The following is a 24,407-nucleotide window of genomic DNA, read 5'->3' as shown; positions in this document are numbered from 1 at the left end:
TTAACAGCCCCCTCCAATTCCATGTCTGCTTGGGTCCTGCCGGATCACATTGCCGATGTGCTGCCGTCTGAAGCGCGCCACATCGAAGAAATACGTCGAGACCTGCTGGACATGGCGCGCTGCTATGGCTATGAGCTGGTGATGCCGCCTTTGCTGGAACACCTGGAGTCTTTGCTCTCGGGCACCGGTGAGGCGCTCGATTTGCAAACCTTCAAATTGGTGGACCAGCTCTCGGGCCGCATGATGGGGCTGCGGGCCGACAGCACACCCCAGGTGGCCCGCATCGATGCCCACTTGCTCAATCGCCGTGGTGTCACCCGCCTGTGCTATTGCGGTCCCGTGCTGCACACGCGCCCGGCGGCCCCCCATGCCACCCGCGAGCCACTGCAGTTCGGCGCCGAGATTTATGGCCACACCGGGTTGGAGGCTGATCTCGAAATCCTTACCCTCGCGCTGGACGCCTTGAAGTCCGCCCAAGTGGGGGCCCTCACCGTGGATCTGGCCGATGCCCGCATCGTGGACGCTTTGCTGCTGCCTTCGGGCCTGAGCGCCGCCCAGCAGGTGCTGGTGCACGCTGCACTGGCCGCCAAAGATCGCAGCGAATTGGACCTGCTGGTACAGCACTGCCCCGCGGCCACGGCCCAGGGCCTGCTGGCACTGGTGGATTTGTACGGCGATGTGTCGGTCCTGGCGCAAGCTCGGCAGGCCTTGCCAGATCTGCCCGGTATCCGCGAAGCATTGACCCACCTGGAATGGCTGGCTAGTCATCTGGATGGCGTGCGTGTTTCCTTTGACCTGGCTGATCTGCGTGGTTATGCCTATTACACCGGCGCGCGTTTCTCGGTGTATGCCACGGGTGCCAGCGACGCGCTGGCACGCGGTGGTCGTTACGACGAGGTGGGCTCCGTGTTTGGCCGCAAGCGGCCGGCCGTGGGGTTCAGTTTGGACGTGAAGGTCTTGGCCAGTGCCGCTGCGGTGCGTCCCTTGCGGGCGGCGGTGCGTGCGCCCTGGGGTGAGGCGTCCGCCTTGCGCGCTGCCATTGCGCAGTTGCGCCAGCAGGGCGAAACGGTGGTGTGTGTCCTGCCAGGGCACGAGAGTGAAGTCGATGAGTTTCAGTGCGACCGCGAGTTGGTGCAAGCCGCCGGTCAGTGGGTCGTAACAGCAATTTAAAGCAGAGCGAAATGAATACAACCAAAGGTCGAAATGTAGTGGTCGTGGGCACCCAGTGGGGCGACGAGGGCAAGGGCAAGCTGGTCGATTGGCTCACCGAAAGCGCCCAAGGCGTGGTGCGCTTTCAAGGCGGCCACAATGCCGGTCACACCTTGGTCATCAACGGCGTCAAAACCGCCTTGCACCTTATCCCCAGCGGCATCATGCGCCCTGGCGTCAAGTGTTACATCGGCAACGGTGTGGTGCTGTCAGCCGCCAAGCTGTTTGAAGAAATTGAAGGTCTGGAAAAAGTCGGTGTGGAGTTGCGTTCGCGCCTGCGCATTAGCGAAGCCTGCCCGCTGATTTTGCCGTTCCACGCCGCGCTGGACGTGGCCCGTGAGGCCTTCCGCGAAAAGGGCGGCACCGCCAAGATCGGCACCACCGGCCGCGGCATTGGCCCCGCCTACGAAGACAAAATCGCCCGCCGCGCCCTGCGCGTGCAAGACCTGAAGTACCCCGAGCGTTTTGCCGCCAAGCTGCGCGAGCTGCTGGACCTGCACAACCATGTGTTGACCAGCTACCTGGGCTCCGCTGCATTTGATTTCGGCCCCACGCTGGCGCCCTACATGAAGGACGGCCAGGTGCAGTTTGAGCCCGTGTATGCCGAGGCCATGCGCCACGCCGAACTGCTCAAGCCCATGATGGCCGATGTGTCGCGCGAGCTGAACGAAGCCAACCTGCACGGTGCCAACCTGCTGTTTGAAGGCGCGCAGGGCACGCTGCTGGACGTGGACCACGGCACCTACCCGTATGTGACATCGAGCAACTGCGTGGCTGGCAATGCCGCCGCCGGTGCGGGCGTGGGCCCGGGCATGCTGCACTACATCCTCGGTATCACCAAGGCCTACTGCACCCGCGTGGGTGGCGGCCCGTTCCCCACCGAGCTGGACTGGGAAGTGGAGGGCACACCCGGCTACCACATGAGCACTGTGGGCGCCGAAAAGGGTGTGACCACCGGCCGTTCGCGCCGCTGCGGCTGGTTTGATGCCGCGCTGCTCAAGCGCTCGGCGCAGGTGAACGGCTTGTCCGGCCTGTGCATCACCAAGCTGGACGTGCTGGATGGCTTGAAAGAACTGCTGCTGTGCACCGGCTACGAACTGGACGGTGAAGTGGTGGACATCCTCCCCATGGGCGCCGATGACATTTCGCGCTGCAAGCCGATTTACGAAACCATGGAAGGCTGGAGCGACAGCACCGTGGGCGTGACCCAGTATGACAAGCTGCCCGTGGCCGCGCGTCTGTACCTGCAGCGTATCGAGCAGGTCACTGGTGTGCCCATCCACATGGTGTCCACCAGCCCGGACCGCGACCACACCATCATGATGCGCCATCCCTACCTGGCCGAGTGATTGCCATTTTTAAGTCAAATAGCCCTCTAGCCCCCGTAAATATTGCGTAAGCAGCTACTAATTTAGGAGCATTCTGATGTTGACAGAAGACGGCAAACACCTCTATGTGAGCTACGACGAGTACCACAACCTGATTGAAAAACTGGCGATCAAGATTTTTCAGTCGGGCTGGGAGTTCGACACAATCCTGTGCCTGGCCCGTGGCGGCATGCGCCCTGGCGACATCTTGTCGCGCGTGTTTGACAAACCCCTGGCCATCATGTCCACCAGCTCCTACCGCGCCGAAGCTGGCACGCAGCAGGGCAACCTGGACATCGCGCGTTTCATCACCACGCCCAAGGGCGAGATCGCCGGCCGCGTGCTGCTGGTGGACGACCTGGCCGATTCGGGCCACACCTTGAATGCGGTGATTCACCAGCTCAAGAACAACTACAAGCCCATCACCGAGCTGCGCAGCGCCGTGATCTGGACCAAGGCGCTGAGCACCTTCACGCCCGATTATTCGGTCGAGTTTCTGCCCACCAACCCCTGGATCCACCAGCCCTTCGAGGGCTACGACTCGCTGCGTCCGCAGCAGCTCATCCAGAAGTGGAGCGTCTGACAGACCCCTGCAGCGCCGCATGACCGAACGCATTACCGACCTGATCCACCACGCCTACCAGCCTCCTGGCGGGTTTGAAGCGCCGCAGCCCGGCGTCTTCAAGGCGTCCACCGTCTTCTTCCCCACCGTGGCCGCCATGCGCAGCCGCGAGTGGAAAGACAAAACCGCCTACACCTACGGCCTGCACGGCACGCCCACCAGCTACGCGCTGGAAGAACGCCTGGCCACGCTGGAAGGTGGCGCGCAATGTCTGCTGGTGCCCAGCGGCCTGGCAGCATTGGGCCTGGTGGCCATGTCGCTGCTCAAGAGCGGCGACGAGGTGCTGCTGCCCGACAACGCCTACGGCCCCAACAAATCCCTGGTCGAGGGCGAGTTGCTGGGCTGGGGCATTACCCACCAGTACTACAACCCCATGGACCCCGAGGACCTGGAAGCGCAAATCTCCAGCCGCACCAAGCTGGTGTGGCTCGAAGCTGCGGGCTCGGTCTCGCTGGAGTTTCCCAACCTGGTGGAAATGGTCCGCATCTGCCAGCGCCGCAAGGTGCTGACCGCGCTGGACAACACCTGGGGTGCGGGTCTGGCGTTTGCGCCGTTTGACCTGGTACCTGGCGCCAGCCCGGCCGTGGGCGTCGATATCTCGGCCCACGCGCTGACCAAGTACCCCAGCGGTGGTGGTGATGTGCTCATGGGCAGCGTCATTACACGTGACGCTGGCCTGCACCTCAAGCTCAAGCTCACCCACATGCGGTTTGGTATTGGTGTGGGCATGAACGATGTGGAGCTGGTGCTGCGCTCTCTGCCCAGCATGGCGCTGCGCTACCGCACCCACGACGTGGCGACCCGCAGTTTGGCGGCCTGGGCGCAAACCCTGCCCGAGTTTGTGCAGGTGCTGCACCCGGCGCTGGAGGAGTCGCCCGGCCACGCACACTGGAAAGCCCTGTGTGGCGGTGCCGAGGGCACAGCGGCGGGCCTGTTCAGCGTGATTTTGGACAAACGTTTCACCCAGGCGCAGACCGACGCGTTTTGTGACGCGCTCAAACTGTTCCGCCTGGGCTACAGCTGGGGCGGCCCCATCAGCCTGGTGGTGCCGTACGAGCTGGAGACCATGCGCACGGGCTGGCCGGCGCATTTGCTGCCGGGCACGCTGGTACGTTTCTCCATTGGCCTGGAAGACGTGGCCGACCTGCAAGCTGACATCGCGCAAGCGCTGAACGCACTGCGCTGAGTCGCGTTCGCGCAGAGGCTGTGCACCCGCATGACCTCTGCGTGTTTTCCTGAGTAGGCAAGGCCCCACCGCCGCTTTAAGCTGCGGCCATGCACACCTCACCCCCACCAGAAACTTCCGGGCAAGACTTGCCCGTGATGGCCGAGCCTTATGTGCCGCCGCCTTCGGATGCACCACGCAAGACGATTGTTCCGCTCACCTGGGGGCAACCTTTTGTCTGGCTGTGCAAGGGCGCGGCCGACCTGCTGGCACACCCCGGCATTGCGGCCTTTTATGGCGTGGCCTTTTGCACCATGGCCGTGGTGTTGACCGCGGTGTTCCGCGCCAAACCCGAATACACCATGTCGATTGCCTCTGGCTGCCTGTTGCTAGGCCCGTTTCTGGCCATGGGCCTGTACGAGGTGAGCCGCCGTCGCGAGCTCGGCGTTGCCCCGGCGCTGGGGGCATCAGTCACCTGCTGGGACCGCCATCTGGGCAGCATGGGGCTGCTGGTTTTGGTGCTGGTGTTGCTGGAGCTTCTGTGGGGCCGGGCGTCGCTGGTGGTGTTTGCCGTGTTCTTCAACACCGGCATGCCGTCCACCACCGGGGTGCTGGAGGCGGTGTTTAACCCGCAAAACTGGGAGTTTGTGGCGGCCTATGCCGTGGTGGGTGGCGCCTTTGCCATGCTGGTGTTTGCCACCGCAGTGGTCTCCATCCCCATGATTTTGGACCGCGACACCGACGCCATCTCGGCCGCCATCACCAGCCTGGAGGTGGTCTTTCACAACACCGGGGTGATGGTGCTGTGGGGCCTGCTGCTGACCACGCTGGTAGTGCTGGCCATGCTGTTGCCCTGGAGTTTGGGCCTGCTGGTGGTGGGCCCCTGGCTGGGGCACGCCAGCTGGCATGCCTACCGGGGGGCGGTGCAGTGGCCGGGAGATGTTACAGTGGCCCCATCAAACTGAAAGCACATCTTGGCAACACCCAATTACGGTTACGAAAAGCGTCAGAAAGAACTGGCCAAGCGAAAGAAAAAAGAAGAAAAGCTCAAGAGCAAGGCCGAGCGCAAACTGACCGGTGACGCGCCTGAGAACGATGAGACCGACGCAGAGCCCGGCACGCCCGCAGAAGGCACGGCCGCTGGCGACGCTGCCTGAGAGCGACCGCCACTGAGCGGTCAGGCTCCCTAGGCCCGCTCTCCCCCCCAATGACCTGTTAGGGCGCCAAGAGCGCCTGCGCCAGCTTGCGCATCGCGTCTGCAGAGCGATCGCTGGCGGTGATGCTGCGCGCGGCGCCGAAATGGCGAAAGTTGTTCTGCATGGACTTGAGGTAACTCGGGTCGTAGTGCTGCGTCAGCAGGTCTTGCACCACGGGGCGGAAGTTGCCTGCTGCCACCTGGTCTTTCCAGCCCTGCACCACCACCTTGCCGCGAAACTCAGCCATCACGTCCAGCCGGTGGCAAAAGTAGGCGGTGTCATGCACCAGGTGGCTGTAGTCCTCCAGCAGCAGTTCAATACGTTCTTCGGTGGGCAGGCTCAGCTGCAGGCAGGGGCTGGCATGCATGCGCTCCACCAGGGCCGTGGGCAGGGTCAGGTTGCCAATCTTCTTGCTTTCGCTTTCCACATACACGGGGCGGGTGGCGTCAAATTTGCGCAGCGTGTCCCATACCAGCGTGTCAAAGCGCTTTTGGGTGGGCTGGGGCAGACCGGGCACCGCACCCAAGAGGGAGCTGCGGTGGTTGGCCAGGCCTTCCAGGTCCAGCACCTGCGCGCCCTCGGTCGCCAGGGCGTGCAACAGGCGGGTTTTGCCGCAGCCGGTGGTGCCACACACCACCTCCAACTGCAAGCGCTGGGCCTGCAGCGGAATGTCTTCCAGCATCGCTGCGCGAAACGCCTTGTAGCCGCCTTGCACCAGCGTGACCTTGAAGCCGATCTGGTCCAGCACCAGGCTCAGTGAGCCGCTGCGCTGGCCACCGCGCCAGCAATAGGCCAGCGGGGCCCAGTGTTTGGGTTTGTCCAGTGCGTGGGTTTCAATGTTGCTGGCGATATTGCGCGCCGCCGTTACCCCACCCAGCTTGCGTGCCTCAAACGGGCTGACCTGTTTGTACAGGGTGCCAATCGTGATGCGCTCGTCGTCGTGCAGCGTGGGCCAGTTCTGCGCACCGGGCAGGTGGTCCAGTGCGTATTCACCTTCGCTGCGTGCATCAATCACCGCGTCAAACTGGTCCAGCTGGGCCAGGGCCTGGGCGGCGGCCATCAGTTTCAAACTCATAGGGGCGGCTTAGCGCAGCAGCGCACGCACGGCGGGCCACATGGTGTTGAGGATGGTGGGGTGGGCCGACTCGTTGGGGTGAATGCGGTCGGCCTGGAACAACTTGGCCGCGTTGGGCCCGTCGGCGACACCCTTGAGCAAGAACGGCACTAGCGCCGCCTTCTGGGCCTTGGCCACGGCGGCAAAGGTCTCGGAAAACTTCTTGGTGTAGTCCTGCCCATAGTTGGGCGGCACCTGCATACCGGCCAGCAGCACCTTGGCGCCGGCGGCCTGGGCCGCCTGGGTCATGGCCTGCAGGTTTTCCTGGGTCATTGCCAGGGGCAGACCGCGTAGCGCGTCATTGCCCCCCAGCTCCACCACCACCACCGTGGGTTTGTGCTGGGCCAGCAGCGCGGGCAGCCGGGAGCGGCCGCCCGAGGTGGTGTCACCGCTGATGCTGGCGTTGACCACCTTGGCCTGCGGGTTCTCTTTGGCCAGGCGCTGCTCCATCAGCGCCACCCAGCCGGTGCCCCGTTTGAGGCCGTATTCGGCGCTCAGCGAGTCGCCCACCACCAAAATGGTGTGTGGCTTGGGCTGGGCCAGGGAAGCCCCTGCAAATCCCGCCAAAATAAGCAGCGCGATACAGTGTCGTCGAACTACAGAGAGCCCCATGTCTGATTCCATCATTTCGGTTGACCATGTTTTCAAGGCGGTGACTGATTCCACCGGCACGCTGGAGATCCTGCGCGACATTGATTTTGCACTCAAAGCCCGCGAGACCGCGGCCATCGTCGGAGCATCCGGGTCGGGCAAGAGTACATTGCTCTCCATCATCGCCGGGCTGGACACTCCCACCAGCGGCACCGTACGCCTGGCCGGCCACGACATTTTTGCCATCGACGAAGACGCACGCGCCGCCTTGCGCGCCAAGCAGGTGGGTTTTGTGTTCCAGAGCTTCCAGCTGTTGGGCAACCTCACCGCGCTGGAAAACGTGATGCTGCCGCTGGAACTGGATGGCCGCAAAGACGCCCGCAGCGCCGCCACCGAGATGTTGGCCCGCGTGGGCTTGTCGCAGCGGCTCAATTCGTATCCCAAGGTGCTGAGCGGTGGCGAGCAGCAGCGCGTGGCGCTGGCCCGGGCTTTTGTGGTCAAGCCCGCCGTGCTGCTGGCCGACGAGCCCACCGGCAGCCTGGACTTTGCCACCGGCGAAAAAATCATGGAGCTGATGTTTGACCTGAACCGCGAACAGGGAACGACCCTGGTGCTGGTCACCCACGACCGCGGCATTGCCGCCCGCTGCGACCGCCGCATCACCATCGAGGCGGGCAGGGTGGTGGCAGAGCCTGCGGCTGAGGTTTGAGCCATTTTGGCCTCTGGAGCCCGTGGATATTGCGCGAGAAGCTCCTGAAAACGTAGCAAATATGGTGCCTTTGTGACCTGGTGTGGCATGCGCAAGTACCTGCAAACCGCCTTGCGCTGGCAGCACGGCCGTCAAGGCACGGGCTACGACAAGATGCTGCTGCTCACCGCGCGCTGGCCGCTGCCATTTGACAGTTATCTGATCCGTTACCCCGAGGGCTCCGAGATTCCGCCGCACACTGACCCGGTGCAGGCCGGGCACCACTACCGGCTCAACATCGTGCTCAAGTCGTCCCCATCGGGTGGCGACTTTGTCTGTGCCACGCCCCTCTACGCCAGCCGCCGCATCAAGCTGTTCCGCCCCGACGCCTGCGAGCACAGCGTGACCCGGGTGGTGGGTGGCAGCCGTTATGTGCTGTCGCTGGGCTGGGTTTTGAGGGCGTAGGCCCGATAATCGGGGCATGTCATCCCCCAAAGTGCTATTCGGCTTCCATGCCGTGGGCGTGCGCCTGAAGACCGCCCCCAAATCCATCATCGAAATCTTCTACGAGCCCACGCGCCGCGACGCGCGCATGCGCCAGTTTCTGGAAAAGGTGGCCGAGGCCGGCATCCGCGTGGTCGACGCCGACGGCATGCGCCTGGCCAAGATTGCCGGTAGCCATGGCCACCAGGGTGTGGCCGCCCGTGTGCAAGAGATCAAACAGGTCCATTCGCTGGACGAGCTGCTGGAAAACCTGGAAGCCGCCAACGCTGAGTTGCCTGCAGACCAGCGCACCAATCCGCTGATCCTGGTGCTGGACGGTGTGACCGACCCGCACAACCTGGGCGCCTGCCTGCGTGTGGCCGATGGCGCGGGCGCGCACTGCGTCATTGCCCCCAAGGACCACGCGGCCGGCATCAATGCCACGGTGGCCAAGGTGGCCAGCGGCGCGGCCGAGACCGTGCCGTACTTCATGGTGACCAACCTGGCGCGCACGCTCAACGAGTTGAAGGAGCGCAACATCTGGATCATCGGCACCAGCGACCAAGCCACCAGCAACCTCTACCAGGCCGACCTTAAAGGCCCCGTGGCCCTGGTGCTGGGGGCCGAGGGCGACGGCATGCGCCAGCTCACCGCCAAGACCTGCGACCAGCTGGTCAGCATTCCTATGCAGGGTGCGGTGGAAAGCCTGAACGTGTCGGTGGCCAGCGGCGTCTGCTTGTACGAGGCGCTGCGCCAGCGCACCGCAGTTGCCAAGTAACTTGAACCCCAGGGAATGAGCATGATCGCTATGAAATCGGGAGCTGTTCGCGCAATATTGGTGGGCCTGGTGGCCACTTTTGTCTTGTTGGGTTGCACCCAGGAGCAGCAAAACAAGATCAGCCGAGACATCCAGAACTGGACCGGTACCGACGGCGTGCTGGAGTTCTACGCCGGTGACAAGCTGGTGCGCCGCTTCCTCAAGATCGACAAACTCAGCACCGCCATGGGCACCGAAGACGGCAAGCCGCGCAGCTACCGCTTTGGCTACGGCGTGCTGGACGAAAACCTGAACATGCAGGCCGACTCCGGTGAGAAGAAGGTCTACTTCGAAATCAGCGACTTCGGCTCCAACTACCTGTTCTTCGAAAACCCACGCTAAGCGGATTCATGCACGCGTCCACCGCGCCCCTGAAGCTGGCCGCCGCGGCTTGCGTGCTCTTGTTCGGTGGGCTCGGCATCTACTTGGCGCCGCTGCAGCCCAGCGTGGTGGCGCTGCAGTTCACCTTTACCCCAGAAGCTTTTGCCCAAGTGCTGCAAGCCTGGGGCCCCGAAGGTGTGCAGCGCTTTCGCACCCACCTGCCGGTGGATGGGTTCCTGCTACTGAGTTATGGCGCGGCGGGCTACCTGGCCGCGGCACGCACCCGTTTTTTTGAACCTCTGGCGACATGGCTGCCCCTGCGGTGGCTGGCGCTGCTGTTGCCGCTGGCGGCAGTGTGTGACGCGGGGGAGAATCTGCTGCACTGGGGGCTGACGGGAAGCGGTGCTGTGGTCTCTCCCTGGGCCGCGGCGTGTTACCTGCTGGCGGGGCTGTGTGCCAGTGCCAAATGGGCGGGGGTTTTGGTGTTTATCATGGCCGCCGGCTTGGCGCAGGTGCGGCGCCTGCTGGCTCAGTCTGCGTAGGGCAGCAGCGCCTTCGCTGCTTCCATCCTGTCCTTCAAACCGACCGCAGGGTCATTCATCACCTGCATCAGAAACTCTTTGGGGCTCATTTTTCCGGTGTTGTATCCCGGGGGCGCAGCTGCTCTGTTGCCGGGTTGTTTTGCACGGGATTCCGCGGCTTGTGTCGCAGCGTCGGGTGCTGCCCGCAAGAGCCCTAAAGCATCGCGAAACTGGGGCGTTTTCATTGACTTCAGCCGGGAGAGAATGTCCGCCTGCTGATCGGGATTGGGCGGGAGATCCAGCCAAGGCTCTTCACCAAACACGGACGCCAAGTCTGGGCTTACGAATGCGGACCAATTTCCGGTGTCCTCGTGCACCGCGGGAACTTCTCTCGCATGTCGGTGCCCCACCGCAGCGTCCTGCGCACCGGACGGATACCGGTGGATCCTTTTCGCGGCGGTGGTGCTGAGGTACTTGTGCTGCAGCCCAGACAAAAAATCCGCTGCATCCTGGGCCTTGACCGGCTCCGCCACAGAAAACCACAGCTGCAACCCGTCTGTTCCCGACACGGCGATGGCAGCCGCAGGCAACGCCAAGTCGTGCTGCACGCCGCTCCAGACCGCAGACAGCTCCGTCCAGTCCGCGGGTCTGGCAATCTCCAGCACCATCGCCCTGACAGTGCCATCCGTGGTGAGCAGATGCCCTTGTTCCGGCGGCACCGGGTCGGGCACCAAATACAGGCGGGAAAATTCGGTGTTCAGGCGGCCCATGGGCATGCGCGGGTGGGGCCTAACCACCGGTGCGCTTGTGCCCTCAGCCGCACTTGGGGTCACACACGGCCTGGGATTTACCAATGAACTTGCGGGATTTCAGTTCACTGCGCGGCCTGTGCTTGCCGCACAAGAAGCAGGACATGGTGGCTGCGCCGGGATTGGATGCGGTCATGAAGGGTGATCCTCCGACCTTGGACTTGTAGCGCAAGCCATCCTCCAGGATCTTGGTTTTGTCTGCTGGCTTACTCATACCGCAATTTTACGGTGTTGGTGGCCCGGATACTGCTTGCAAGTGTGCAACATCAGCGTCAAACACCCTGGTTAGCATGGGAACGACATTTTTTGACGTGAACCGAGAGGTGATACCGAATGCAAGCCATGTCTCCATCTGCCGCCGTGCATGCTGTCCCTGAGAACAGCAGCCACACTATGCGAGATTCAGCCCGTTTTCGCTTTTGCTCAGGGCGCTGCCAAGGCGAGCGCCCCCCAGAGGGCGGGGTGGAGCTGGCACCCGGACGATGGCGCTGCAGCAACTGCTGGATGGAGATGGCCAGAAAACGAAGCTGAGCCGATGTCACCCCGGACTAAATCCACCCCATCCAGCCCGCTATTGCCCCCGCGCCCAGTAGCCACAGGATGTGGATGCGGGTTTTCCAGACGATGAGGGTGCTGACAGCGGTGACGGCCCACAGGGCTAGGTGCTGGGTGTCGGCCTTGTGGTTGGCGGCCAGGATCCAGCCGGTGGCCACCAGCAGGGCGATGACGAGGGGGGCCATGCCTTGTTTGAAGGCGCGCACGGCGCGCAGCTCGCGGTTGCGGTGGCCCCAGCGGGCGGCGGTGAAGGTGAGGATGGAGCTGGGCAGCATGATGCCGATGAGCGTGACGAACACACCGGCCATGGCAAAGGCCAGGCCGTACCAGCCGGCAGCCAGGCTGCCTGCAGCGTTGAGCCCGATGTTCCAGCCCACCAGGGGCACAAACAGGATGTTGGGGCCCGGCGCGGCCTGGGCCAGTGCGATGCTGGAGCTGAACTGCTCGTCGCTGAGCCAGCCTTGCTCCACCACCAGAAAGCGCTGCATATCGGGCGCCGTGGTGATGGCGCCGCCCACCGCCAGCAGCGAGAGCGATGCAAAGTGCATGAACAGCTCCAGCCACTGGGCGGCGGTCAGGGTGATGCTCATGGGGCCTCCTTCTTGGGGGCCTGTGCCGCCAGCTTGCCCAGGCACACATAGGCCCACACACAGCCCACACCGCCCACGCCCAGTAGCACCCAGGCCAGCGGCACCCGTAGCAGCGCCACTGCGGCAAAGGTGGCTATCACCAGAGCCACGCAGGCGCCCAGGCCCATCACATTGCTTTTGAGCGCCGGCACCAGGCGCAGGCCGGCGGCGGCGATCAGCCCCGCGGCCACCGCCCCCATGCCGCGCAGCGCACCCTGGGCCTGCGGGTTGTCGGCCACACCGGCAAAGGCGGCGGCCATGATCAGCACGATGATGAGTGGAAAGCACAGCATGCCCGCCACGCCAACCACCGCGCCGCGCAGGCCAAAGTAGCGGTCGCCCAGCATGAGCGAGAGGTTGACCACATTCGGGCCCGGGAGGATCTGGGCGACGGCCCAGTCTTCAATAAATTCTTCGGGCGTGAGCCACTTCTTTTTGTCGACCAGCTCGCGCTGCACCACGGCCAGCACGCCGCCAAAGCCCTGCAGGGCGAGCAGCGAGAAGGCAACAAACAATTCGGTCTTGGAACGGGGGCCGGGGCGGGGGGCTGGGGATGTGCTGGGTGGCATGCAGTGGGACAGGGGCTTAGGCGGGTTGCCCCACCACGGTGAACTGGCCACTATTGTCGCGCAGCCATTGCACCGACCGCGTCGCATCCTGCTCACGCGGGTGAAAATCTTCGCGCAAGTAGGCGCGCCACAGCGCCCGGTTGCTGCGGATGATGCCCTGCTTGCCAAACAAAAAATGGCCCGCGCTGCGCCAGGTGCTCCAGCGCAATAGCGCCTTGTCGTGCCACAGGTTGCGCACAGTCTGGCGCGCCACGTCGGCAAAAAATGTCAAGGTGATATAGCGGAACAGGCGCAGGCGCCACTCGTGGTTGCCGCCCATGGCCTGGTACACGTCAAACGCGGTGCTGCGGTGCTCGCTCTCTTCGGCGCTGTGCCACAGCCACAGGGTTTTCAGGCGGTCCTCGCTGCCTTCCAGCGCCTCGGGGTGGCTCAGCATCCAGTCGGCAAAGATGGCGGTGAGGTGCTCCGTAGCCGCGGTGGCGGCCACGTGGTTGCGCACATCGTGGTGGGCATTGGCCAGCAGGCGCTTGGCGGCGCGGCGCTCCAGCGCGTTGTCAAAGCCCTGCTGCGTGAGCTGGGCGTTGAACAGGCTGTGGATGCGGCGGTGCGTGGCCTCCTGGCCTACAAAGCCTTGCACCTCGGCGGCAAAGCGCGAGCGCTGGTCGTCGGGCAGGGTCTTGAGCCCGGCGCGCACTGAATCCATGAAGTACTGCTCGCCCAGCGGAAAACTCATGGACAGCGCGTTGAAGAAGGCGGAGCGGAACGCGTCGCCGCCATTCCAGCGCGTGGCAAACGGGGTGTTCAGGTCAATCAGCAGCTTGCGAACGACGAGCTCGGTCATGGGGTGGCTCCGTGGAAGGTGGGGTGCAGGTCAGCCAGTTCGCGCAGCACCCAGGCATTCACGTCCGGGTCCAGGCACATTTGCAAATGGCCGATGCCGGGGAATACGGTGGGCGTGATGCCGGGCAGCGTTTGCGCCCGTTGGGGGTACACGATGTTGTCTTGCGGGGTGATGGCAATGCGCAGCAGGCGGCGCAGGGCATCGTCTTCGCCGTCGGCCAGCGTGGCCAGCCAGGGGCTGCCCCACAGCATTTGCAGGCCATTGGGGGTGCGGCTGCCCTTGGCCAGCTTGGTGCCCACATGCGGGGTGCCCAGCGTGAGCACCCGCGCCACACGTGCCGTGCCGTGCTTGCGCAGCCAGGCCCGAATGGCCAGGCCGCCCATGCTGTGGCCCACCAGGGCCACCTGCGTTTGCCCGGTGTTCAGCAGCACGCTGGCCACGGCGGATTCGAGGGTGGCGGTGTAGTCGTCGATGGAGGCAAACACCGGCTCCAGGTCCACCGCAAACACCGCGTGGCCCTGGGCGCGCAGCTGCGCTGCCGTGGTGTCCCAGATGCATTGGTTGCACAGGTAGCCATGCACCAGCACCACGGGCACGCGCGGCGTGCTGCCGGTGGCGGCCAGGTAGCGCGGGGCCCGGCGCTCCCAGGGCTGGCGCAGCAAAAACACCACTACGCCCGCCACCATCTCGCCCGCTAGTGCACGCCACCAATCGCGCCAGGGCTCAGGCCCGCGGGTGATGAGGGCACTGGCCACATCGCCCAGCAGCAGTATGGCCACAGGCAGCGCCAGCGCCAGGGCGATGGCGCCGAATACCGAGCTCCACAGCCAGTAGCCCAGCGCTGCACCGGCCAGGGTTTGGGCCAGCAGAATACGGCGCAGCAGTTGGGCAAGCATGGGTGTGGGGGTAGCCGTGGGCTCAGTAGTGGGGTTGGTAACGGCGGATGGCCGCCTTCACATCATCGCCCAATGCAAAACCTGGGCCAAACTGGGCCGCCAGCTCGGCGGCACGTGCCTCGAACACCTCAATGCCCATGCCATAGATGAACTGCATGGCGCCGCCCGTCCAGGCTGGAAAGCCGATGCCGAAGATGGAGCCAATGTTGGCGTCGTGCACGCTGGTCAGCACACCCTCCGCCAGGCAGCGCGCGGTCTCCACGGCTTGGCGGTAGAGCAGGCGGTCTTTCAGGTCGGTGATGTTCCAGGGCGTTTCCGCTTTCTCGAACAGGCCTTTGAGTTCGGGCCACAGAAACTTCTTGGCACCTTTTTCTGTGGGGTATTCGTAGAAGCCCGCACCGCCAGCACGGCCGGGGCGCTCGTGCTTGCGCACCATCTGCTCCACCACCAGCTCGCCGGGTGTGGCCACATAGGTCTTGCCTTCGGCTTCAAAGTCTTTGCGGGTTTGCTCCATCACATGCAGGCTCAGCGTGAGAGCGGTTTCGTCCAGCACGGCCAGCGGGCCCACGGGCATGCCGCACTGCACGCCTGCGTTCTCAATCGCCGCGGCCGGAATGCCTTCGCCCAGCATGGCCGCGCCCTCCATCACAAAGGTGCCAAACACGCGGCTGGTGAAGAAGCCGCGCGAGTCGTTCACCACGATGGGGAGCTTGCCCAGTGCCTGCACATAGTCAAAAGCGCGCGCCACGGTTTCGTCGTCGGTCTGCTTGCCCTTGATGATTTCCACCAGCTTCATCTTGTCCACGGGGCTGAAGAAGTGGATGCCGATGAACTTCTCGGGGCGGGCAGAGGCCGTGGCCAAGCCGGTGATGGGCAGGGTGGAGGTGTTGGAGGCAAAGAAGCCGCCGGGCGCGAGCAGCGGCTCGGCCTCCTGCGTCACGCGGGCCTTGAGCTCGCGGTTCTCGAACACGGCTTCGATGATGAGGTCGCAGCCCTGCAGGTCGGCTGCGCTGCCGGTGGGCTGGATCAGGTCGAGGATGGCTTGTTGTGCCTCGGGCTTCATGCGGCCCTTGTCGACCCGGCCTTGGGTGATCTTGGCGCTGTAGCTCTTGCCCAGGTCGGCCTTCTCCTGGCTCACGTCCTTCAGCACCGTGCTTATGCCCTTGCTGGCCTGGCTGTAGGCAATGCCCGCGCCCATCATGCCGGCGCCCAGCAGGCCCACCTTGGCGGGCTTGAAGCGCGGCACGCCGGCCGGGCGGCTCTGGCCGCTCTTGATGGCGTTGAGGTTGAAGAAAAAGGTGTTGATCATGGCCTTGGCCTGCGGGCCGGACATGAGCTTGGCCAGGTAGCGACTCTCAATGCGTAGCGCGGTCTCCAGGTCCACCTGCAGGCCTTCGACCATGCAGGCAATGATGGCCTCGGGCGCGGGGTAGAGACCGCGGGTGTTCTTCTTGATGACCGCTGGCACCACCGGCAGCATGCCAGCCACGGCGGGCGAGGAGGGCAGGCCGCCGGGCACCTTGTAGCCTTTGGCCTCCCAGGGGTGCTGGGCGTTGGGGTTGGCGGCGATCCAGGCCAGGGCCTTGGTTTTCATCTCCGTGGCTGCATCGGGGCCAGGGGCCACCAGCTCATGCACCAAACCCAGGGCTTTGGCCTCTGCGGGGTTGAAGGTCTTGCCCTCCACCAGGTAGGGCTGCGCACCCATCAGGCCTAAGTGGCGCGTCATCTTGGTCACGCCGCTGGCGCCGGGCAGCAGGCCCAGCGTCACCTCGGGCAGGCCAAACTGGGTCTTCTTGTCGTCCACGGCAATGCGGTAGTGGCCCACCAGCGCCACCTCCCAGCCGCCGCCCAGCGCCGTGCCGTTGAGCAGGCTGACCACGGGCTTGCCCAGGGTCTCGATGGTGCGGAAGTTCTTTTTGACCCGCTCGATTTCTTCAAAGATGCGCGGCGCGTCGGCTGGCGTAAGGCGCATGGCGGCCTTGAGGTCGGCACCCGCAAAGAAGGTGGTTTTGGCGGACGCCAGCAGGATGCCGGTGATGCTGTCCTTGTCCTGCAGCACACGGGCGGCCACCGCGTCCATGTCTTCCTGCCACTGCAGGCACATGGTGTTGACGGGGGAGTCTGGCTCGTCGAAGGTGATGGTGGCAATGCCCTTACCGTCGATGTTGTCCAGCGAATATTGGATGGTTTTCATGGAGTTAACCTGCTATGAAATAAGGAGCTGCTTGCGCAATGAATACGTGGGCTAGAGGCCTAAAAGGCTTCAAATTCTCTCGACGATAGTGGCAATGCCCATGCCGCCACCCACGCACAGCGTGGCCAGGCCGTAGCGCAGCTTGCGTCGGTGCAGCTCGTCAATCAGCGTGCCCAAAATCATGGCGCCCGTGGCGCCCAGCGGGTGGCCCATGGCAATGGCGCCGCCGTTCACGTTCACCTTGTCGTGCGGCACCTTCATCTCCTTCATAAAGCGCATCACCACGGCGGCAAAGGCCTCGTTCACTTCAAACAGGTCGATGTCATCCACCGTCAGCCCCGCCTTGGCCAGCGCCTTGCGCGTGGCGGGCATGGGGCCGGTGAGCATGATGGTGGGGTCGGCCCCGCTCAGGGCCGTGGCCACAATTCGCGCGCGCGGTGTCAAGTTATGCGCCTTGGCGGCGGCTTCGTTGCCCACCAGCACGGCGGCTGCGCCGTCCACAATGCCCGACGAGTTGCCCGCGTGGTGCACATGGTGGATGCGCTCCACCTGCGGGTAGCGGGTCAACGCCACGGCGTCAAAGCCCATGCCGCCCATATCGGCAAACGCGGGCTTGAGCCCGGCCAGGCCTTCCAGCGTGGTGCCGGGTTTGATGAACTCGTCGCGCGCCAGAATGGTCTGGCCCAGCGCGTCTTTCACGGGCAGTACGGATTGGTCAAAGTAGCCCGCCGCCTGTGCCTTGGTGGCGCGGCGTTGTGATTCGAGCGCGTACGCATCCACATCGGCACGGGTGAATCCTTCCAGCGTGGCGATCAAATCCGCGCCAATGCCTTGCGGCACAAACAGGGTTTGCGAATTGGTCTCCGGGTCCATGGCCCAGGCGCCGCCGTCGGAGCCAATCGGCACGCGGCTCATGCTCTCCACACCACCGGCCACCACCAGGTCTTCCCAACCCGAGCGTACTTTTTGCGCGGCCATGTTCACGGCCTCTAGGCCGGAGGCGCAGAAGCGGTTGATCTGCACACCCGAAGCCTGGAAGTCCCAGCCCGCCTTGAGCGCAGCCACCTTGGGAATGACGGAGCCCTGGTCGCCCACGGGGGAGACCACACCCATCACCACGTCGTCCACGCGCGCCGTGTCAAAACCGTGGCGCTGCTGCAAGTCGGACAAAAGGCCAGCCAGCAGGGTGACGGGCTTGACCTCGTGCAGGCTGCCGTCTTTCTTGCCCTTGCCGCGTGGGGTGCGGATGGCGTCAAACACAAATGCTTCGCTCATGGGGTGTCTCCTCGGGTTGTTCGGGCGCAGGCTAGGGCCTGTCGTTCTGGACTGAATTGCAGTATATTCTTTTTACCAAGCAAACGCTTTGTAAAAATAATGTCACATGACCCGAGGAAACCCCATGATTGAACGCACCCTGTTTTCCCCCGACCACGAGTCCTTCCGCGACAGCTTTCGCCGCTTCATGGAGAAAGAGATTGCGCCTTTCCATGCCGAATGGGAAGAGCAGGGCTATGTAGACCGCGCCGTGTGGAACAAGGCCGGCGAGAACGGCTTTCTGTGCATGACCATGCCCGAGGAATACGGTGGCTCCGAGGCCGACAAGCTGTACTCGGTGATCCAGATGGAGGAGCTGGCGCGCGGCGGCTTCACCGGCATTGGCTTTGGGCTGCACAGCGAAATCGTGGCGCCGTACATCCTGCACTACGGCACGCCGGAGCAAAAGGCCAAGTACCTGCCCAAGCTGGCCAGTGGCGAGATGGTGGGCGCCATCGCCATGAGCGAGCCCGCTGCGGGCTCGGACCTGCAGGGCATCAAGGCCACCGCCATCCAGCAGGCCGATGGCAGCTACCTGCTCAACGGCAGCAAGACCTTCATCACCAACGGCTGGCATGCGGACCTGGTGGTCGTGGTGGCTAAGACCAACCCCGCCGCCGGTGGCAAGGGCACCAGCCTGCTGCTGGTGGAGCGCGGCATGCCGGGCTTCAGCGTGGGCCAGCGGCTCAAGAAGATGGGTATGAAGGCGCAGGACACCTCTGAGCTGTTCTTCGACAACGTGCGCGTGCCGGCCGACAACCTGCTGGGCGGCAAGGCGTATGAGAACAAGGGCTTCATCTGCCTGATGGAGCAACTGCCCTGGGAGCGCCTGCAGATCGCCATTGGCGCCGTGGCCGCCTCGCAGGCCGCCATCGACTGGACCGTGGACTACGTGAAAGAGCGCAAGGTGTTTGGCGCGCCCGTGGCCAGCTTTCAGAACACGCGCTTCACGCTGGCCGAGCTGCAGACCCAGGTGCAGGTGGCGCGCGTGTTTGTTGACAAATGCTGCGAGCTGATTGGCCATGACAAGTTGGACACGGCCACGGCCAGCATGGCCAAGTACTGGACCACGGACCTGCAGTGCAAGGTGATGGACGAATGCGTGCAACTGTTTGGCGGCTACGGCTACATGTGGGAATACCCCATCACCCGCGCTTATGCGGATGCGCGCGTGCAGCGCATCTACGGCGGCACCAACGAGATCATGAAAGAGGTGATCACGCGGTCCATGGGGCTGGGCGGCAAGTAGACAAGAAAGCCGTCCTTGCCCCTCGGGTCACTAGGCGCTGATCAGTTTCAGGTCCAGTACCCTCTCTGCCAGCCAGACCAGGGCGATGGCCATGGTGAGCAAGGAACCACCGACAAAGATGCCATGCCGGTAGGCGGGGGTGTTGCGCAGCCAGAAGATCAACGGCAAAAACACCGCCACGATGGCCAGTTGGCCCACCTCCACCCCCAAGTTGAAGCCCACCAGGCTCAGCACCAGCGTCTCTTGCGGCAGGCCCAGTTCGGCCAGCACGCTGGCAAAGCCAAAGCCATGGATCAGGCCAAAACCAAAGGCCACCATCCAGCGCCGCTCACCGACCAAGGGCCGCAAGTTGTTGGCCGCCGCCAGCACCACCGACAGCGCAATGGCGGACTCCACCCAGCGCGAAGGCAGCTCCACCACCCGCAGCGCCGCCAGCGACAGCGTGATGGAGTGGGCCGCGGTGAATGCGGTCACCACCCACAACACCTCACGCAGTGCATCACGAAAACGGTCCACGCCTTGCCACGCCCCCGCGCGGCGCACCAGCACCACTGGCAGCAGCAGCGAGAGCAAAAACAGGATGTGGTCAAAGCCGATCCAGATGTGCCAGACGCCTTGCACCAGAAACTGGCCAAACTGTGCCAGGCGTGACGCCTCGCCCCGGGCAAAACGCTGTTGCGCTGTGTCAGGGGCCAGCACGGCGGAGTGGGTCAGCCCGTCCAGCTCCAGACGCAGCAGGCCACGGTGCAGTGCGTCCAGGTCAAACAGCAGGCGGTAGTGCAGCGCCAGGTCGTCTCCCGCCGCCGGGCACTGGCCCGAGAGGGTGAGCACGGCATAAGCGCCATCGGTGTGGGTGTCCACCTGGTGTTGGGTTACCTGCAGCGGGCAGGTACCGCCGCGCTCCAGCGTCAGGGCGCTGGTAGCCCAGGCCGCAACGTCGGCATGGCGGGCACGCAGCTCGCCCCAGGTGATGTCACCGTTGCCGTCGGCATCCAGCCCCAGGGCAAAGTCGATGTCGCGCAGTGCGATGTCCCACTGGCCAGACACCTCAGTACCGTTGACCTGGAGCACGAGGTAGCTGTCGCTGGCCTTGTGGGCCCAGGCAGGCAGGGCGCACAGCCACAGGGTGGTCAGACACACGCGCCAGAGGACTCGCCAGTTCATGGTGCGTCTCCGGCCAGGCGGCGCAAGCGTTGGTCTTCAAAACCACTGCGAGCCAACCAATCGCGTGCGGCTTGTGCGCCTGCCGGGTCTTGGGCGGCTTTGGCCGCTTCCAGCAACACGCGTGCATCGCGGGGTTCACGTTGGATGGCGTAGTTTGCTTGCGCCAGGCGCAGGGCGGTGCGCGGGTCTTTGCGCAGTACCAGCTCAAAGCGGGCTTCTTCGGCGCGGTGGGTGGTGTCGCCGCGCGCGCGGGCCGCAGCAAACCGGTCACGCAGCATGTCCTGGTGGCGCGCAGCGGCGGGCCGTTGCAGAGCGGTTTCGGCCTCGGCCAGGCGCAGCAGCAGGCTGTCGGCAGACTCCCAGGTCGCCAGCAGCTTCACCACCTCGACGGCCTGCCCGGTGTCAAGCAAAAAGTCGGACCACGCCGCCAGCAGGTACACATCGTCCCGGCCCAGCGCCAAAGCCTCCTGGTAGTGCGCGCGGGCCTTGGCCGTGTGGCCTTGCCAGGCGGCCACCTCACCCAGGCGGGTCAGCAGCCACAGGCGGTTGCCCGCATCACGGCTCAGGCGCAGTGCGTTTTGCAAGGTGGCGTAGCCGGCCTCCAGCTGTCCACCGTAGGCCTGTGCCAATCCCAGGCAGCCACCGGCCAGGGCGTCGCGCCCCAGGCGCTGCAGCGCCGCACACTCTTGGCGCGCCGCGTGGTAGTCGGCCTGCACCAGAAAAATGGCACCACGCCAGGCGTGGGCCACCGCGTAATCCGGGTCCAATTGCAGCGCGCTGGCAAAGTCTTGCAGGGCTCCGGAAAAGTCGTGGCGGTACTGGCGCAGCATGCCGCGCAGGGTGAACAGGTCGGGCGTCAGCGGGCCGGCAAAACGGCCCACCACGGCCTCGGCATAACCGACATACCGCGGGTCCCCCCGGGCGGTAGCCAGCGCAAAGTAACGCCGGGCCAAGTCGCTCACCCGTTGTGCATCGTTGGGGGCCTGTGCCAGGGCGGCGCGTAGCGTTGTCAGTTCGCGGGCCGTGGTGTCGGTGGGGCGGGTGGGCAGTGTCTCCAGCACCTGGGTGTCACTGCGCGGGGTGTAGGGCTCTGCCAGGGCTGCGCCGGCCAGCGCAAGCAGCAGGCTGGCGGCGGCACCCGTGTAAACCCTAGTGCGGTTTGAACCTGTCAACCAAACGATTCCCATGGGTGTTGTAGAGTGAGTTGTCACCTATTGTGGTGGCAGCTAACCATCGAGTCATTGGAGTTTACCCATGAACAAGCTACTGTCAGTTGTGATTGCCGCAACCTTTGCCACCCTGTCTTTCAGCGCACTCGCTGCCTCCCACGGGGGCGCGATGGACGACAAGAAAATGGAAGAATGCAAAAAGATGGACGAGAAAAAAGCGGACGACAAGATGAAGGCGGAATGCAAAAAGATGATGGAGAAAAAGAAGTAAACCTGCGGGTTGCCTTCACGATGAAAGCGGGCCAAACGGCCCGCTTTTTTTGTGCCCGGGCCAAGCTGCGGTGTCCGCTACACTGCGGCCAAAACCCAGGAGCACGACCATGACCATGACCCTTGCCACTGCCGAACACACCCTCACACTGGAGCGCACCCTGCCTGTCGCACCTGCCAAAGTCTGGCGCTGCTGGACCGAACCTGCGCTCTTGGTGCAGTGGTTTTGCCCCAAGCCTTGGGGCGTGAGCGAAGCGGTGATGGACCTGCGCAGTGGCGGGCGCTTTTTCACCCACATGGTGGGCCCGGCCGGTGAACAGGCTCCCAACGAAGGCGTGTTTCTGGAGCTGGTGCCGGGCCGCAAGCTGGTGTTTACCGATGCGTTTCAGGCGGGCTGGGTACCGGCCAAGCCGTTTATGGTGGGTGAGATTACGCTGGAAGACACGGCTGAGGGCCACACACGTTATACCGCCCGTGCGCTGCACTGGAATGCCGAGGACAAGGCCCAGCACGAGGCCATGGGTTTTCACGAAGGCTGGGGCGTGGCCACCGACCAGTTGCTGGCACTGGCGCAGACGCTGTGAGCCAACCTGCAGGTTCCGCTGCGGTGCCCGACATCCCCAATCCTTTTTCCATTCGCATTTATTGGGAGGACACTGACGCGGGCGGCGTGGTGTTTTATGCCAACTACCTGAAGTTTTTTGAGCGTGCGCGCACCGAGTGGCTGCGCGCTGCGGGCGTGGAGCAACAGGCACTGCGTGACACGACCGGTGCCATCTTTATCGTGGCTGAGGTGCAGATGCGTTACCTTGCGCCGGCCAAGCTGGATGACCTCATTACCGTGAGCGTGCAGGTGGTCGAGCAGGGCGCCGCCAGCATGGCGCTGGTGCAAGAGGCCTGGCGCGGCGACACGCTGCTGGCGCAGGGCCGCATCCGTATTGGCTGTGTGTGGGCCGAGACCCTCAAGCCGCGCCGCATTCCGGCACAGGTGTTGCAAGCCATTGGCGCCACCCCTACTTCCACGATCGACAGGACACCCGCATGAAACACCGCACCCTGGGCCAGGCCCATACCCCCGTGGCCGCCCTGGGGCTGGGCTGCATGGGCATGAGCGAGTTTTACGGCGCCAGCGACGACACGCAGTCGCTGCACACGTTGCAGCGCGCGCTGGAGCTGGGCATCAACTTCTGGGACACGGCCGACACCTACGGCTTTGGCCACAACGAAAGCCTGCTGGGCCGCTTCATCGCCCAAAGCGGGCCGGCGCTGCGCCAGCAACTGGTGGTGGCCACCAAATTTGGCATCGTGCGCCAGGAGGGTAAATACGAGCGCCGCATCGACAACACGCCGGCCTACATCCGCAGCGCCTGCGAGGCTTCGCTGCGCCGTCTGCAGGTGGATTGCATCGACCTGTACTACTGCCACCGGCGCAACCCCGAGGTGCCGATGGAAGACATGGTGGGTGCCATGGCTGGGCTGGTGCAGGCCGGCAAGGTGCGGCAGATTGGCCTGTCCGAGGTGTCGGTCAGCAGCTTGCGCAAGGCCCATGCGGTGCACCCGATTGCCGCCGTGCAGAGCGAATATTCGCTGTGGGCGCGCGAGCCCGAACAAGAGATGCTGCAGACCTGCGCCGAGCTGGGTACCAGTTTTGTGGCCTACAGCCCACTGGGCCGCGCCTTCCTCACCGGCACGCTGGACACCACGGCGCTGGCCAGCAACGACTTCCGCAAAATCCTGCCGCGCATCAACGGCGATGCCGAAGTGGCCAACCGCCTGCTGGTGGAGGCGCTGGGGCGTTTTGCTGCGGCGCGTGGCGCCACCAACGCACAGATTGCGCTGGCTTGGCTGCTGCACAAACACCCGCATGTGATCCCGATTCCCGGCACCCGGCGCATCACCTACCTGGAACAAAACGCTGCGGCCGCCGAGCTTGTGCTGACGGCAGCGGACGTGGCCGAGCTGGACCAGATGTTTGCCCTGGGCAAGGTGGCCGGGGCGCGTTACCCGGACGCGGGCATGGTCGGCATTGAGTAATGAGGGGGCGTTAGCGCGCCCGCTGTCCTCGGGCGTGACTGCCATGCACATGGCCCGCTGCTGCCTGCGCCGGTTGGGCGCGGGATGCTGCCGATGACAGCTCGCTCAAGATGCCGCAGTGCGCCGCGGCCTGTGTCACCTGGCACTGCTCGCGCAAGGTTTTGAGCTGCCGCTCCAGCGCGCGCAACTCCTTGATGCGCTGGGCCACATGGCCTATGTGTTCGTCCAGCAGCGCGTTCACCTGTTCACAGTTGTCCTCGGGCGCGTCTTTAAAACCCAGCAGTGTGCGGATTTCGCCCAGCGTCATGTCCAGTGAGCGGCAGTGGCGGATGAAGGACAGCCGCTCGGTGTGGCTGGCACCGTAGATGCGGTAGTTGCCCTCGGTGCGCAGCGGCGTGGGCAACAGGCCCTCGCGTTCGTAATACCGCACGGTCTCCACCTGTGTGCCAGTGGCCTTGGCCAGTTCACCGATTTTCATTGCGGGCTCCTCTTTCCTGTAGCACTAGACACTGTAGTGGATGCAGGGTTTTCCGGTCCGTCGGGTGGTCAATGTGCCGGCTTTGGCAAAAATAAAACCAATTTGGATAAATAAATACCATCAAGTTCACATGGATACTTAT

The 24,407-nt window shown here is 64.2% G+C and carries 29 protein-coding genes; 16 read left to right on the top strand and 13 right to left on the bottom strand.

Features of this window, described 5'->3' with window-relative positions:
• Positions 1–21 precede the first annotated feature (21 nt).
• The 6 genes from AC097A_RS00365 to AC097A_RS00340 all read left to right on the top strand — a co-directional run bounded on the left by AC097A_RS00365 (position 22) and on the right by AC097A_RS00340 (position 5,520).
• Positions 22–1,170, top strand: a complete 1,149-nt coding sequence (locus tag AC097A_RS00365) for an ATP phosphoribosyltransferase regulatory subunit (protein WP_479619342.1) — start codon at positions 22–24, stop codon at positions 1,168–1,170.
• Between the two features lie 11 nt (positions 1,171–1,181).
• A complete protein-coding gene (locus AC097A_RS00360; protein WP_315848463.1) occupies positions 1,182–2,558 on the top strand; it encodes an adenylosuccinate synthase in 1,377 nt (458 codons plus the stop codon).
• A 76-nt stretch (positions 2,559–2,634) separates the two neighbouring features.
• The gene (locus AC097A_RS00355) at positions 2,635–3,159 is read left to right on the top strand and encodes a phosphoribosyltransferase (protein WP_105263095.1); all 525 of its coding nucleotides are present in this window, start codon (positions 2,635–2,637) and stop codon (positions 3,157–3,159) included.
• Between the two features lie 19 nt (positions 3,160–3,178).
• A complete protein-coding gene (locus AC097A_RS00350) occupies positions 3,179–4,384 on the top strand; it encodes a PLP-dependent transferase (RefSeq protein WP_479619341.1) in 1,206 nt (401 codons plus the stop codon).
• A gap of 89 nt (positions 4,385–4,473) precedes the next feature.
• Positions 4,474–5,328, top strand: coding sequence for a DUF2189 domain-containing protein (locus AC097A_RS00345; protein ID WP_479619340.1), 855 nt, complete (start codon positions 4,474–4,476; stop codon positions 5,326–5,328).
• A 9-nt stretch (positions 5,329–5,337) separates the two neighbouring features.
• On the top strand, positions 5,338–5,520 hold the full coding sequence (locus tag AC097A_RS00340; RefSeq protein ID WP_479598682.1) for a hypothetical protein: 183 nt from the start codon (positions 5,338–5,340) through the stop codon (positions 5,518–5,520).
• 58 nt (positions 5,521–5,578) lie between these two features.
• Here AC097A_RS00340 and mnmH read toward each other — a convergent pair whose 3' ends face one another.
• Both mnmH and AC097A_RS00330 read right to left on the bottom strand, forming a co-directional pair.
• A complete protein-coding gene (mnmH, locus tag AC097A_RS00335; RefSeq protein WP_479619339.1) occupies positions 5,579–6,634 on the bottom strand; it encodes a tRNA 2-selenouridine(34) synthase MnmH in 1,056 nt (351 codons plus the stop codon).
• 9 nt (positions 6,635–6,643) lie between these two features.
• Positions 6,644–7,285: an arylesterase gene (locus tag AC097A_RS00330; protein ID WP_479619338.1), complete on the bottom strand. Its 642-nt coding sequence runs from the start codon at positions 7,283–7,285 to the stop codon at positions 6,644–6,646.
• Here AC097A_RS00330 and AC097A_RS00325 point away from each other — a divergent pair.
• The 5 genes from AC097A_RS00325 (at position 7,284) to AC097A_RS00305 (ending at position 10,115) form a co-directional block, all read left to right on the top strand.
• On the top strand, positions 7,284–7,973 hold the full coding sequence (locus AC097A_RS00325) for an ABC transporter ATP-binding protein (protein ID WP_479619337.1): 690 nt from the start codon (positions 7,284–7,286) through the stop codon (positions 7,971–7,973). The genes AC097A_RS00330 and AC097A_RS00325 overlap by 2 nt on opposite strands.
• A gap of 87 nt (positions 7,974–8,060) precedes the next feature.
• Positions 8,061–8,417 (top strand): 2OG-Fe(II) oxygenase, encoded by a 357-nt coding sequence (locus AC097A_RS00320; protein ID WP_479619336.1) that lies wholly within the window; start codon positions 8,061–8,063, stop codon positions 8,415–8,417.
• A 16-nt stretch (positions 8,418–8,433) separates the two neighbouring features.
• On the top strand, positions 8,434–9,213 hold the full coding sequence (gene rlmB, locus AC097A_RS00315) for a 23S rRNA (guanosine(2251)-2'-O)-methyltransferase RlmB (RefSeq protein WP_479619335.1): 780 nt from the start codon (positions 8,434–8,436) through the stop codon (positions 9,211–9,213).
• Between the two features lie 30 nt (positions 9,214–9,243).
• Complete coding sequence (locus AC097A_RS00310) at positions 9,244–9,594, top strand: hypothetical protein (protein WP_479620180.1); 351 nt, start codon at positions 9,244–9,246, stop codon at positions 9,592–9,594.
• Between the two features lie 8 nt (positions 9,595–9,602).
• On the top strand, positions 9,603–10,115 hold the full coding sequence (locus AC097A_RS00305; protein ID WP_479619334.1) for a hypothetical protein: 513 nt from the start codon (positions 9,603–9,605) through the stop codon (positions 10,113–10,115).
• Here the strand turns inward: AC097A_RS00305 and AC097A_RS00300 are convergent.
• The 8 genes from AC097A_RS00300 to AC097A_RS00265 form a co-directional block, all read right to left on the bottom strand.
• On the bottom strand, positions 10,103–10,864 hold the full coding sequence (locus AC097A_RS00300) for a hypothetical protein (RefSeq protein ID WP_479619333.1): 762 nt from the start codon (positions 10,862–10,864) through the stop codon (positions 10,103–10,105). The two genes, AC097A_RS00305 and AC097A_RS00300, sit on opposite strands and share 13 nt — an antisense overlap.
• A 43-nt stretch (positions 10,865–10,907) precedes the next feature.
• The gene (locus AC097A_RS00295) at positions 10,908–11,117 is read right to left on the bottom strand and encodes a hypothetical protein (protein ID WP_105263083.1); all 210 of its coding nucleotides are present in this window, start codon (positions 11,115–11,117) and stop codon (positions 10,908–10,910) included.
• Positions 11,118–11,451: 334 nt separating this feature from the next.
• The gene (locus AC097A_RS00290) at positions 11,452–12,048 is read right to left on the bottom strand and encodes a chromate transporter (RefSeq protein ID WP_479619332.1); all 597 of its coding nucleotides are present in this window, start codon (positions 12,046–12,048) and stop codon (positions 11,452–11,454) included.
• Entirely contained in the window at positions 12,045–12,656 is a 612-nt protein-coding gene (locus AC097A_RS00285; RefSeq protein ID WP_479619331.1) for a chromate transporter, read from the bottom strand. Before AC097A_RS00285 ends, AC097A_RS00290 begins: the two co-directional genes overlap by 4 nt.
• A 16-nt stretch (positions 12,657–12,672) precedes the next feature.
• The gene (locus AC097A_RS00280; RefSeq protein WP_479619330.1) at positions 12,673–13,497 is read right to left on the bottom strand and encodes a metal-dependent hydrolase; all 825 of its coding nucleotides are present in this window, start codon (positions 13,495–13,497) and stop codon (positions 12,673–12,675) included.
• Positions 13,494–14,393: an esterase/lipase family protein gene (locus AC097A_RS00275; RefSeq protein WP_479619329.1), complete on the bottom strand. Its 900-nt coding sequence runs from the start codon at positions 14,391–14,393 to the stop codon at positions 13,494–13,496. Before AC097A_RS00275 ends, AC097A_RS00280 begins: the two co-directional genes overlap by 4 nt.
• Before the next feature lie 22 nt (positions 14,394–14,415).
• A complete protein-coding gene (locus AC097A_RS00270; RefSeq protein WP_479619328.1) occupies positions 14,416–16,587 on the bottom strand; it encodes a 3-hydroxyacyl-CoA dehydrogenase NAD-binding domain-containing protein in 2,172 nt (723 codons plus the stop codon).
• A 69-nt stretch (positions 16,588–16,656) separates the two neighbouring features.
• Complete coding sequence (locus AC097A_RS00265) at positions 16,657–17,862, bottom strand: acetyl-CoA C-acetyltransferase (RefSeq protein WP_479619327.1); 1,206 nt, start codon at positions 17,860–17,862, stop codon at positions 16,657–16,659.
• Positions 17,863–17,986: 124 nt separating this feature from the next.
• Here AC097A_RS00265 and AC097A_RS00260 point away from each other — a divergent pair, with 124 nt between their 5' ends.
• Positions 17,987–19,150 carry an acyl-CoA dehydrogenase family protein gene (locus AC097A_RS00260; protein WP_479619326.1) on the top strand — a complete coding sequence of 388 codons (1,164 nt, stop codon included), beginning with the start codon at positions 17,987–17,989 and terminating at the stop codon, positions 19,148–19,150.
• Positions 19,151–19,180: 30 nt separating this feature from the next.
• Here the strand turns inward: AC097A_RS00260 and AC097A_RS00255 are convergent, their stop codons facing one another.
• Both AC097A_RS00255 and AC097A_RS00250 read right to left on the bottom strand, forming a co-directional pair.
• Complete coding sequence (locus tag AC097A_RS00255; protein ID WP_479619325.1) at positions 19,181–20,314, bottom strand: HupE/UreJ family protein; 1,134 nt, start codon at positions 20,312–20,314, stop codon at positions 19,181–19,183.
• Positions 20,311–21,501, bottom strand: coding sequence for a tetratricopeptide repeat protein (locus AC097A_RS00250; protein ID WP_479619324.1), 1,191 nt, complete (start codon positions 21,499–21,501; stop codon positions 20,311–20,313). Before AC097A_RS00250 ends, AC097A_RS00255 begins: the two co-directional genes overlap by 4 nt.
• Positions 21,502–21,568: 67 nt before the next feature.
• Between AC097A_RS00250 and AC097A_RS00245 the strand changes: the two genes are divergently transcribed.
• The 4 genes from AC097A_RS00245 to AC097A_RS00230 all read left to right on the top strand — a co-directional run bounded on the left by AC097A_RS00245 (position 21,569) and on the right by AC097A_RS00230 (position 23,787).
• Entirely contained in the window at positions 21,569–21,754 is a 186-nt protein-coding gene (locus AC097A_RS00245) for a hypothetical protein (protein WP_479619323.1), read from the top strand.
• Between the two features lie 109 nt (positions 21,755–21,863).
• Positions 21,864–22,337 (top strand): SRPBCC family protein, encoded by a 474-nt coding sequence (locus tag AC097A_RS00240; RefSeq protein WP_479619322.1) that lies wholly within the window; start codon positions 21,864–21,866, stop codon positions 22,335–22,337.
• A complete protein-coding gene (gene ybgC / locus AC097A_RS00235; RefSeq protein WP_479619321.1) occupies positions 22,334–22,798 on the top strand; it encodes a tol-pal system-associated acyl-CoA thioesterase in 465 nt (154 codons plus the stop codon). Before AC097A_RS00240 ends, ybgC begins: the two co-directional genes overlap by 4 nt.
• Positions 22,795–23,787, top strand: a complete 993-nt coding sequence (locus AC097A_RS00230) for an aldo/keto reductase (protein ID WP_479619320.1) — start codon at positions 22,795–22,797, stop codon at positions 23,785–23,787. The genes ybgC and AC097A_RS00230 overlap by 4 nt, the downstream gene beginning before the upstream one ends.
• A 10-nt stretch (positions 23,788–23,797) precedes the next feature.
• Here AC097A_RS00230 and cadR read toward each other — a convergent pair whose 3' ends face one another.
• Entirely contained in the window at positions 23,798–24,265 is a 468-nt protein-coding gene (cadR, locus tag AC097A_RS00225; protein WP_105263069.1) for a Cd(II)/Pb(II)-responsive transcriptional regulator, read from the bottom strand.
• Positions 24,266–24,407 lie beyond the last annotated feature (142 nt).

Source organism: Rhodoferax sp. XS2R6 (assembly GCF_056521365.1).
This window is presented reverse-complemented; position numbering and strand designations above follow the sequence as displayed.

Bases quoted from the DNA above. Each gene is read 5' to 3' on its own strand.
- AC097A_RS00365 (WP_479619342.1), top strand. From the start codon at position 22: ATGTCTGCTTGGGTCCTGCCGGATCACATTGCCGATGTGCTGCCGTCT.
- AC097A_RS00360 (WP_315848463.1), top strand. From the start codon at position 1,182: ATGAATACAACCAAAGGTCGAAATGTAGTGGTCGTGGGCACCCAGTGG.
- AC097A_RS00355 (WP_105263095.1), top strand. From the start codon at position 2,635: ATGTTGACAGAAGACGGCAAACACCTCTATGTGAGCTACGACGAGTAC.
- AC097A_RS00350 (WP_479619341.1), top strand. From the start codon at position 3,179: ATGACCGAACGCATTACCGACCTGATCCACCACGCCTACCAGCCTCCT.
- AC097A_RS00345 (WP_479619340.1), top strand. From the start codon at position 4,474: ATGCACACCTCACCCCCACCAGAAACTTCCGGGCAAGACTTGCCCGTG.
- mnmH (WP_479619339.1), bottom strand. From the start codon at position 6,634: ATGAGTTTGAAACTGATGGCCGCCGCCCAGGCCCTGGCCCAGCTGGAC.
- AC097A_RS00325 (WP_479619337.1), top strand. From the start codon at position 7,284: ATGTCTGATTCCATCATTTCGGTTGACCATGTTTTCAAGGCGGTGACT.
- AC097A_RS00330 (WP_479619338.1), bottom strand. From the start codon at position 7,285: ATGGGGCTCTCTGTAGTTCGACGACACTGTATCGCGCTGCTTATTTTG.
- AC097A_RS00320 (WP_479619336.1), top strand. From the start codon at position 8,061: ATGCGCAAGTACCTGCAAACCGCCTTGCGCTGGCAGCACGGCCGTCAA.
- rlmB (WP_479619335.1), top strand. From the start codon at position 8,434: ATGTCATCCCCCAAAGTGCTATTCGGCTTCCATGCCGTGGGCGTGCGC.
- AC097A_RS00310 (WP_479620180.1), top strand. From the start codon at position 9,244: ATGAAATCGGGAGCTGTTCGCGCAATATTGGTGGGCCTGGTGGCCACT.
- AC097A_RS00305 (WP_479619334.1), top strand. From the start codon at position 9,603: ATGCACGCGTCCACCGCGCCCCTGAAGCTGGCCGCCGCGGCTTGCGTG.
- AC097A_RS00300 (WP_479619333.1), bottom strand. From the start codon at position 10,864: ATGGGCCGCCTGAACACCGAATTTTCCCGCCTGTATTTGGTGCCCGAC.
- AC097A_RS00295 (WP_105263083.1), bottom strand. From the start codon at position 11,117: ATGAGTAAGCCAGCAGACAAAACCAAGATCCTGGAGGATGGCTTGCGC.
- AC097A_RS00290 (WP_479619332.1), bottom strand. From the start codon at position 12,048: ATGAGCATCACCCTGACCGCCGCCCAGTGGCTGGAGCTGTTCATGCAC.
- AC097A_RS00285 (WP_479619331.1), bottom strand. From the start codon at position 12,656: ATGCCACCCAGCACATCCCCAGCCCCCCGCCCCGGCCCCCGTTCCAAG.
- AC097A_RS00280 (WP_479619330.1), bottom strand. From the start codon at position 13,497: ATGACCGAGCTCGTCGTTCGCAAGCTGCTGATTGACCTGAACACCCCG.
- AC097A_RS00275 (WP_479619329.1), bottom strand. From the start codon at position 14,393: ATGCTTGCCCAACTGCTGCGCCGTATTCTGCTGGCCCAAACCCTGGCC.
- AC097A_RS00270 (WP_479619328.1), bottom strand. From the start codon at position 16,587: ATGAAAACCATCCAATATTCGCTGGACAACATCGACGGTAAGGGCATT.
- AC097A_RS00265 (WP_479619327.1), bottom strand. From the start codon at position 17,862: ATGAGCGAAGCATTTGTGTTTGACGCCATCCGCACCCCACGCGGCAAG.
- AC097A_RS00260 (WP_479619326.1), top strand. From the start codon at position 17,987: ATGATTGAACGCACCCTGTTTTCCCCCGACCACGAGTCCTTCCGCGAC.
- AC097A_RS00255 (WP_479619325.1), bottom strand. From the start codon at position 20,314: ATGAACTGGCGAGTCCTCTGGCGCGTGTGTCTGACCACCCTGTGGCTG.
- AC097A_RS00250 (WP_479619324.1), bottom strand. From the start codon at position 21,501: ATGGGAATCGTTTGGTTGACAGGTTCAAACCGCACTAGGGTTTACACG.
- AC097A_RS00245 (WP_479619323.1), top strand. From the start codon at position 21,569: ATGAACAAGCTACTGTCAGTTGTGATTGCCGCAACCTTTGCCACCCTG.
- AC097A_RS00240 (WP_479619322.1), top strand. From the start codon at position 21,864: ATGACCATGACCCTTGCCACTGCCGAACACACCCTCACACTGGAGCGC.
- AC097A_RS00230 (WP_479619320.1), top strand. From the start codon at position 22,795: ATGAAACACCGCACCCTGGGCCAGGCCCATACCCCCGTGGCCGCCCTG.
- cadR (WP_105263069.1), bottom strand. From the start codon at position 24,265: ATGAAAATCGGTGAACTGGCCAAGGCCACTGGCACACAGGTGGAGACC.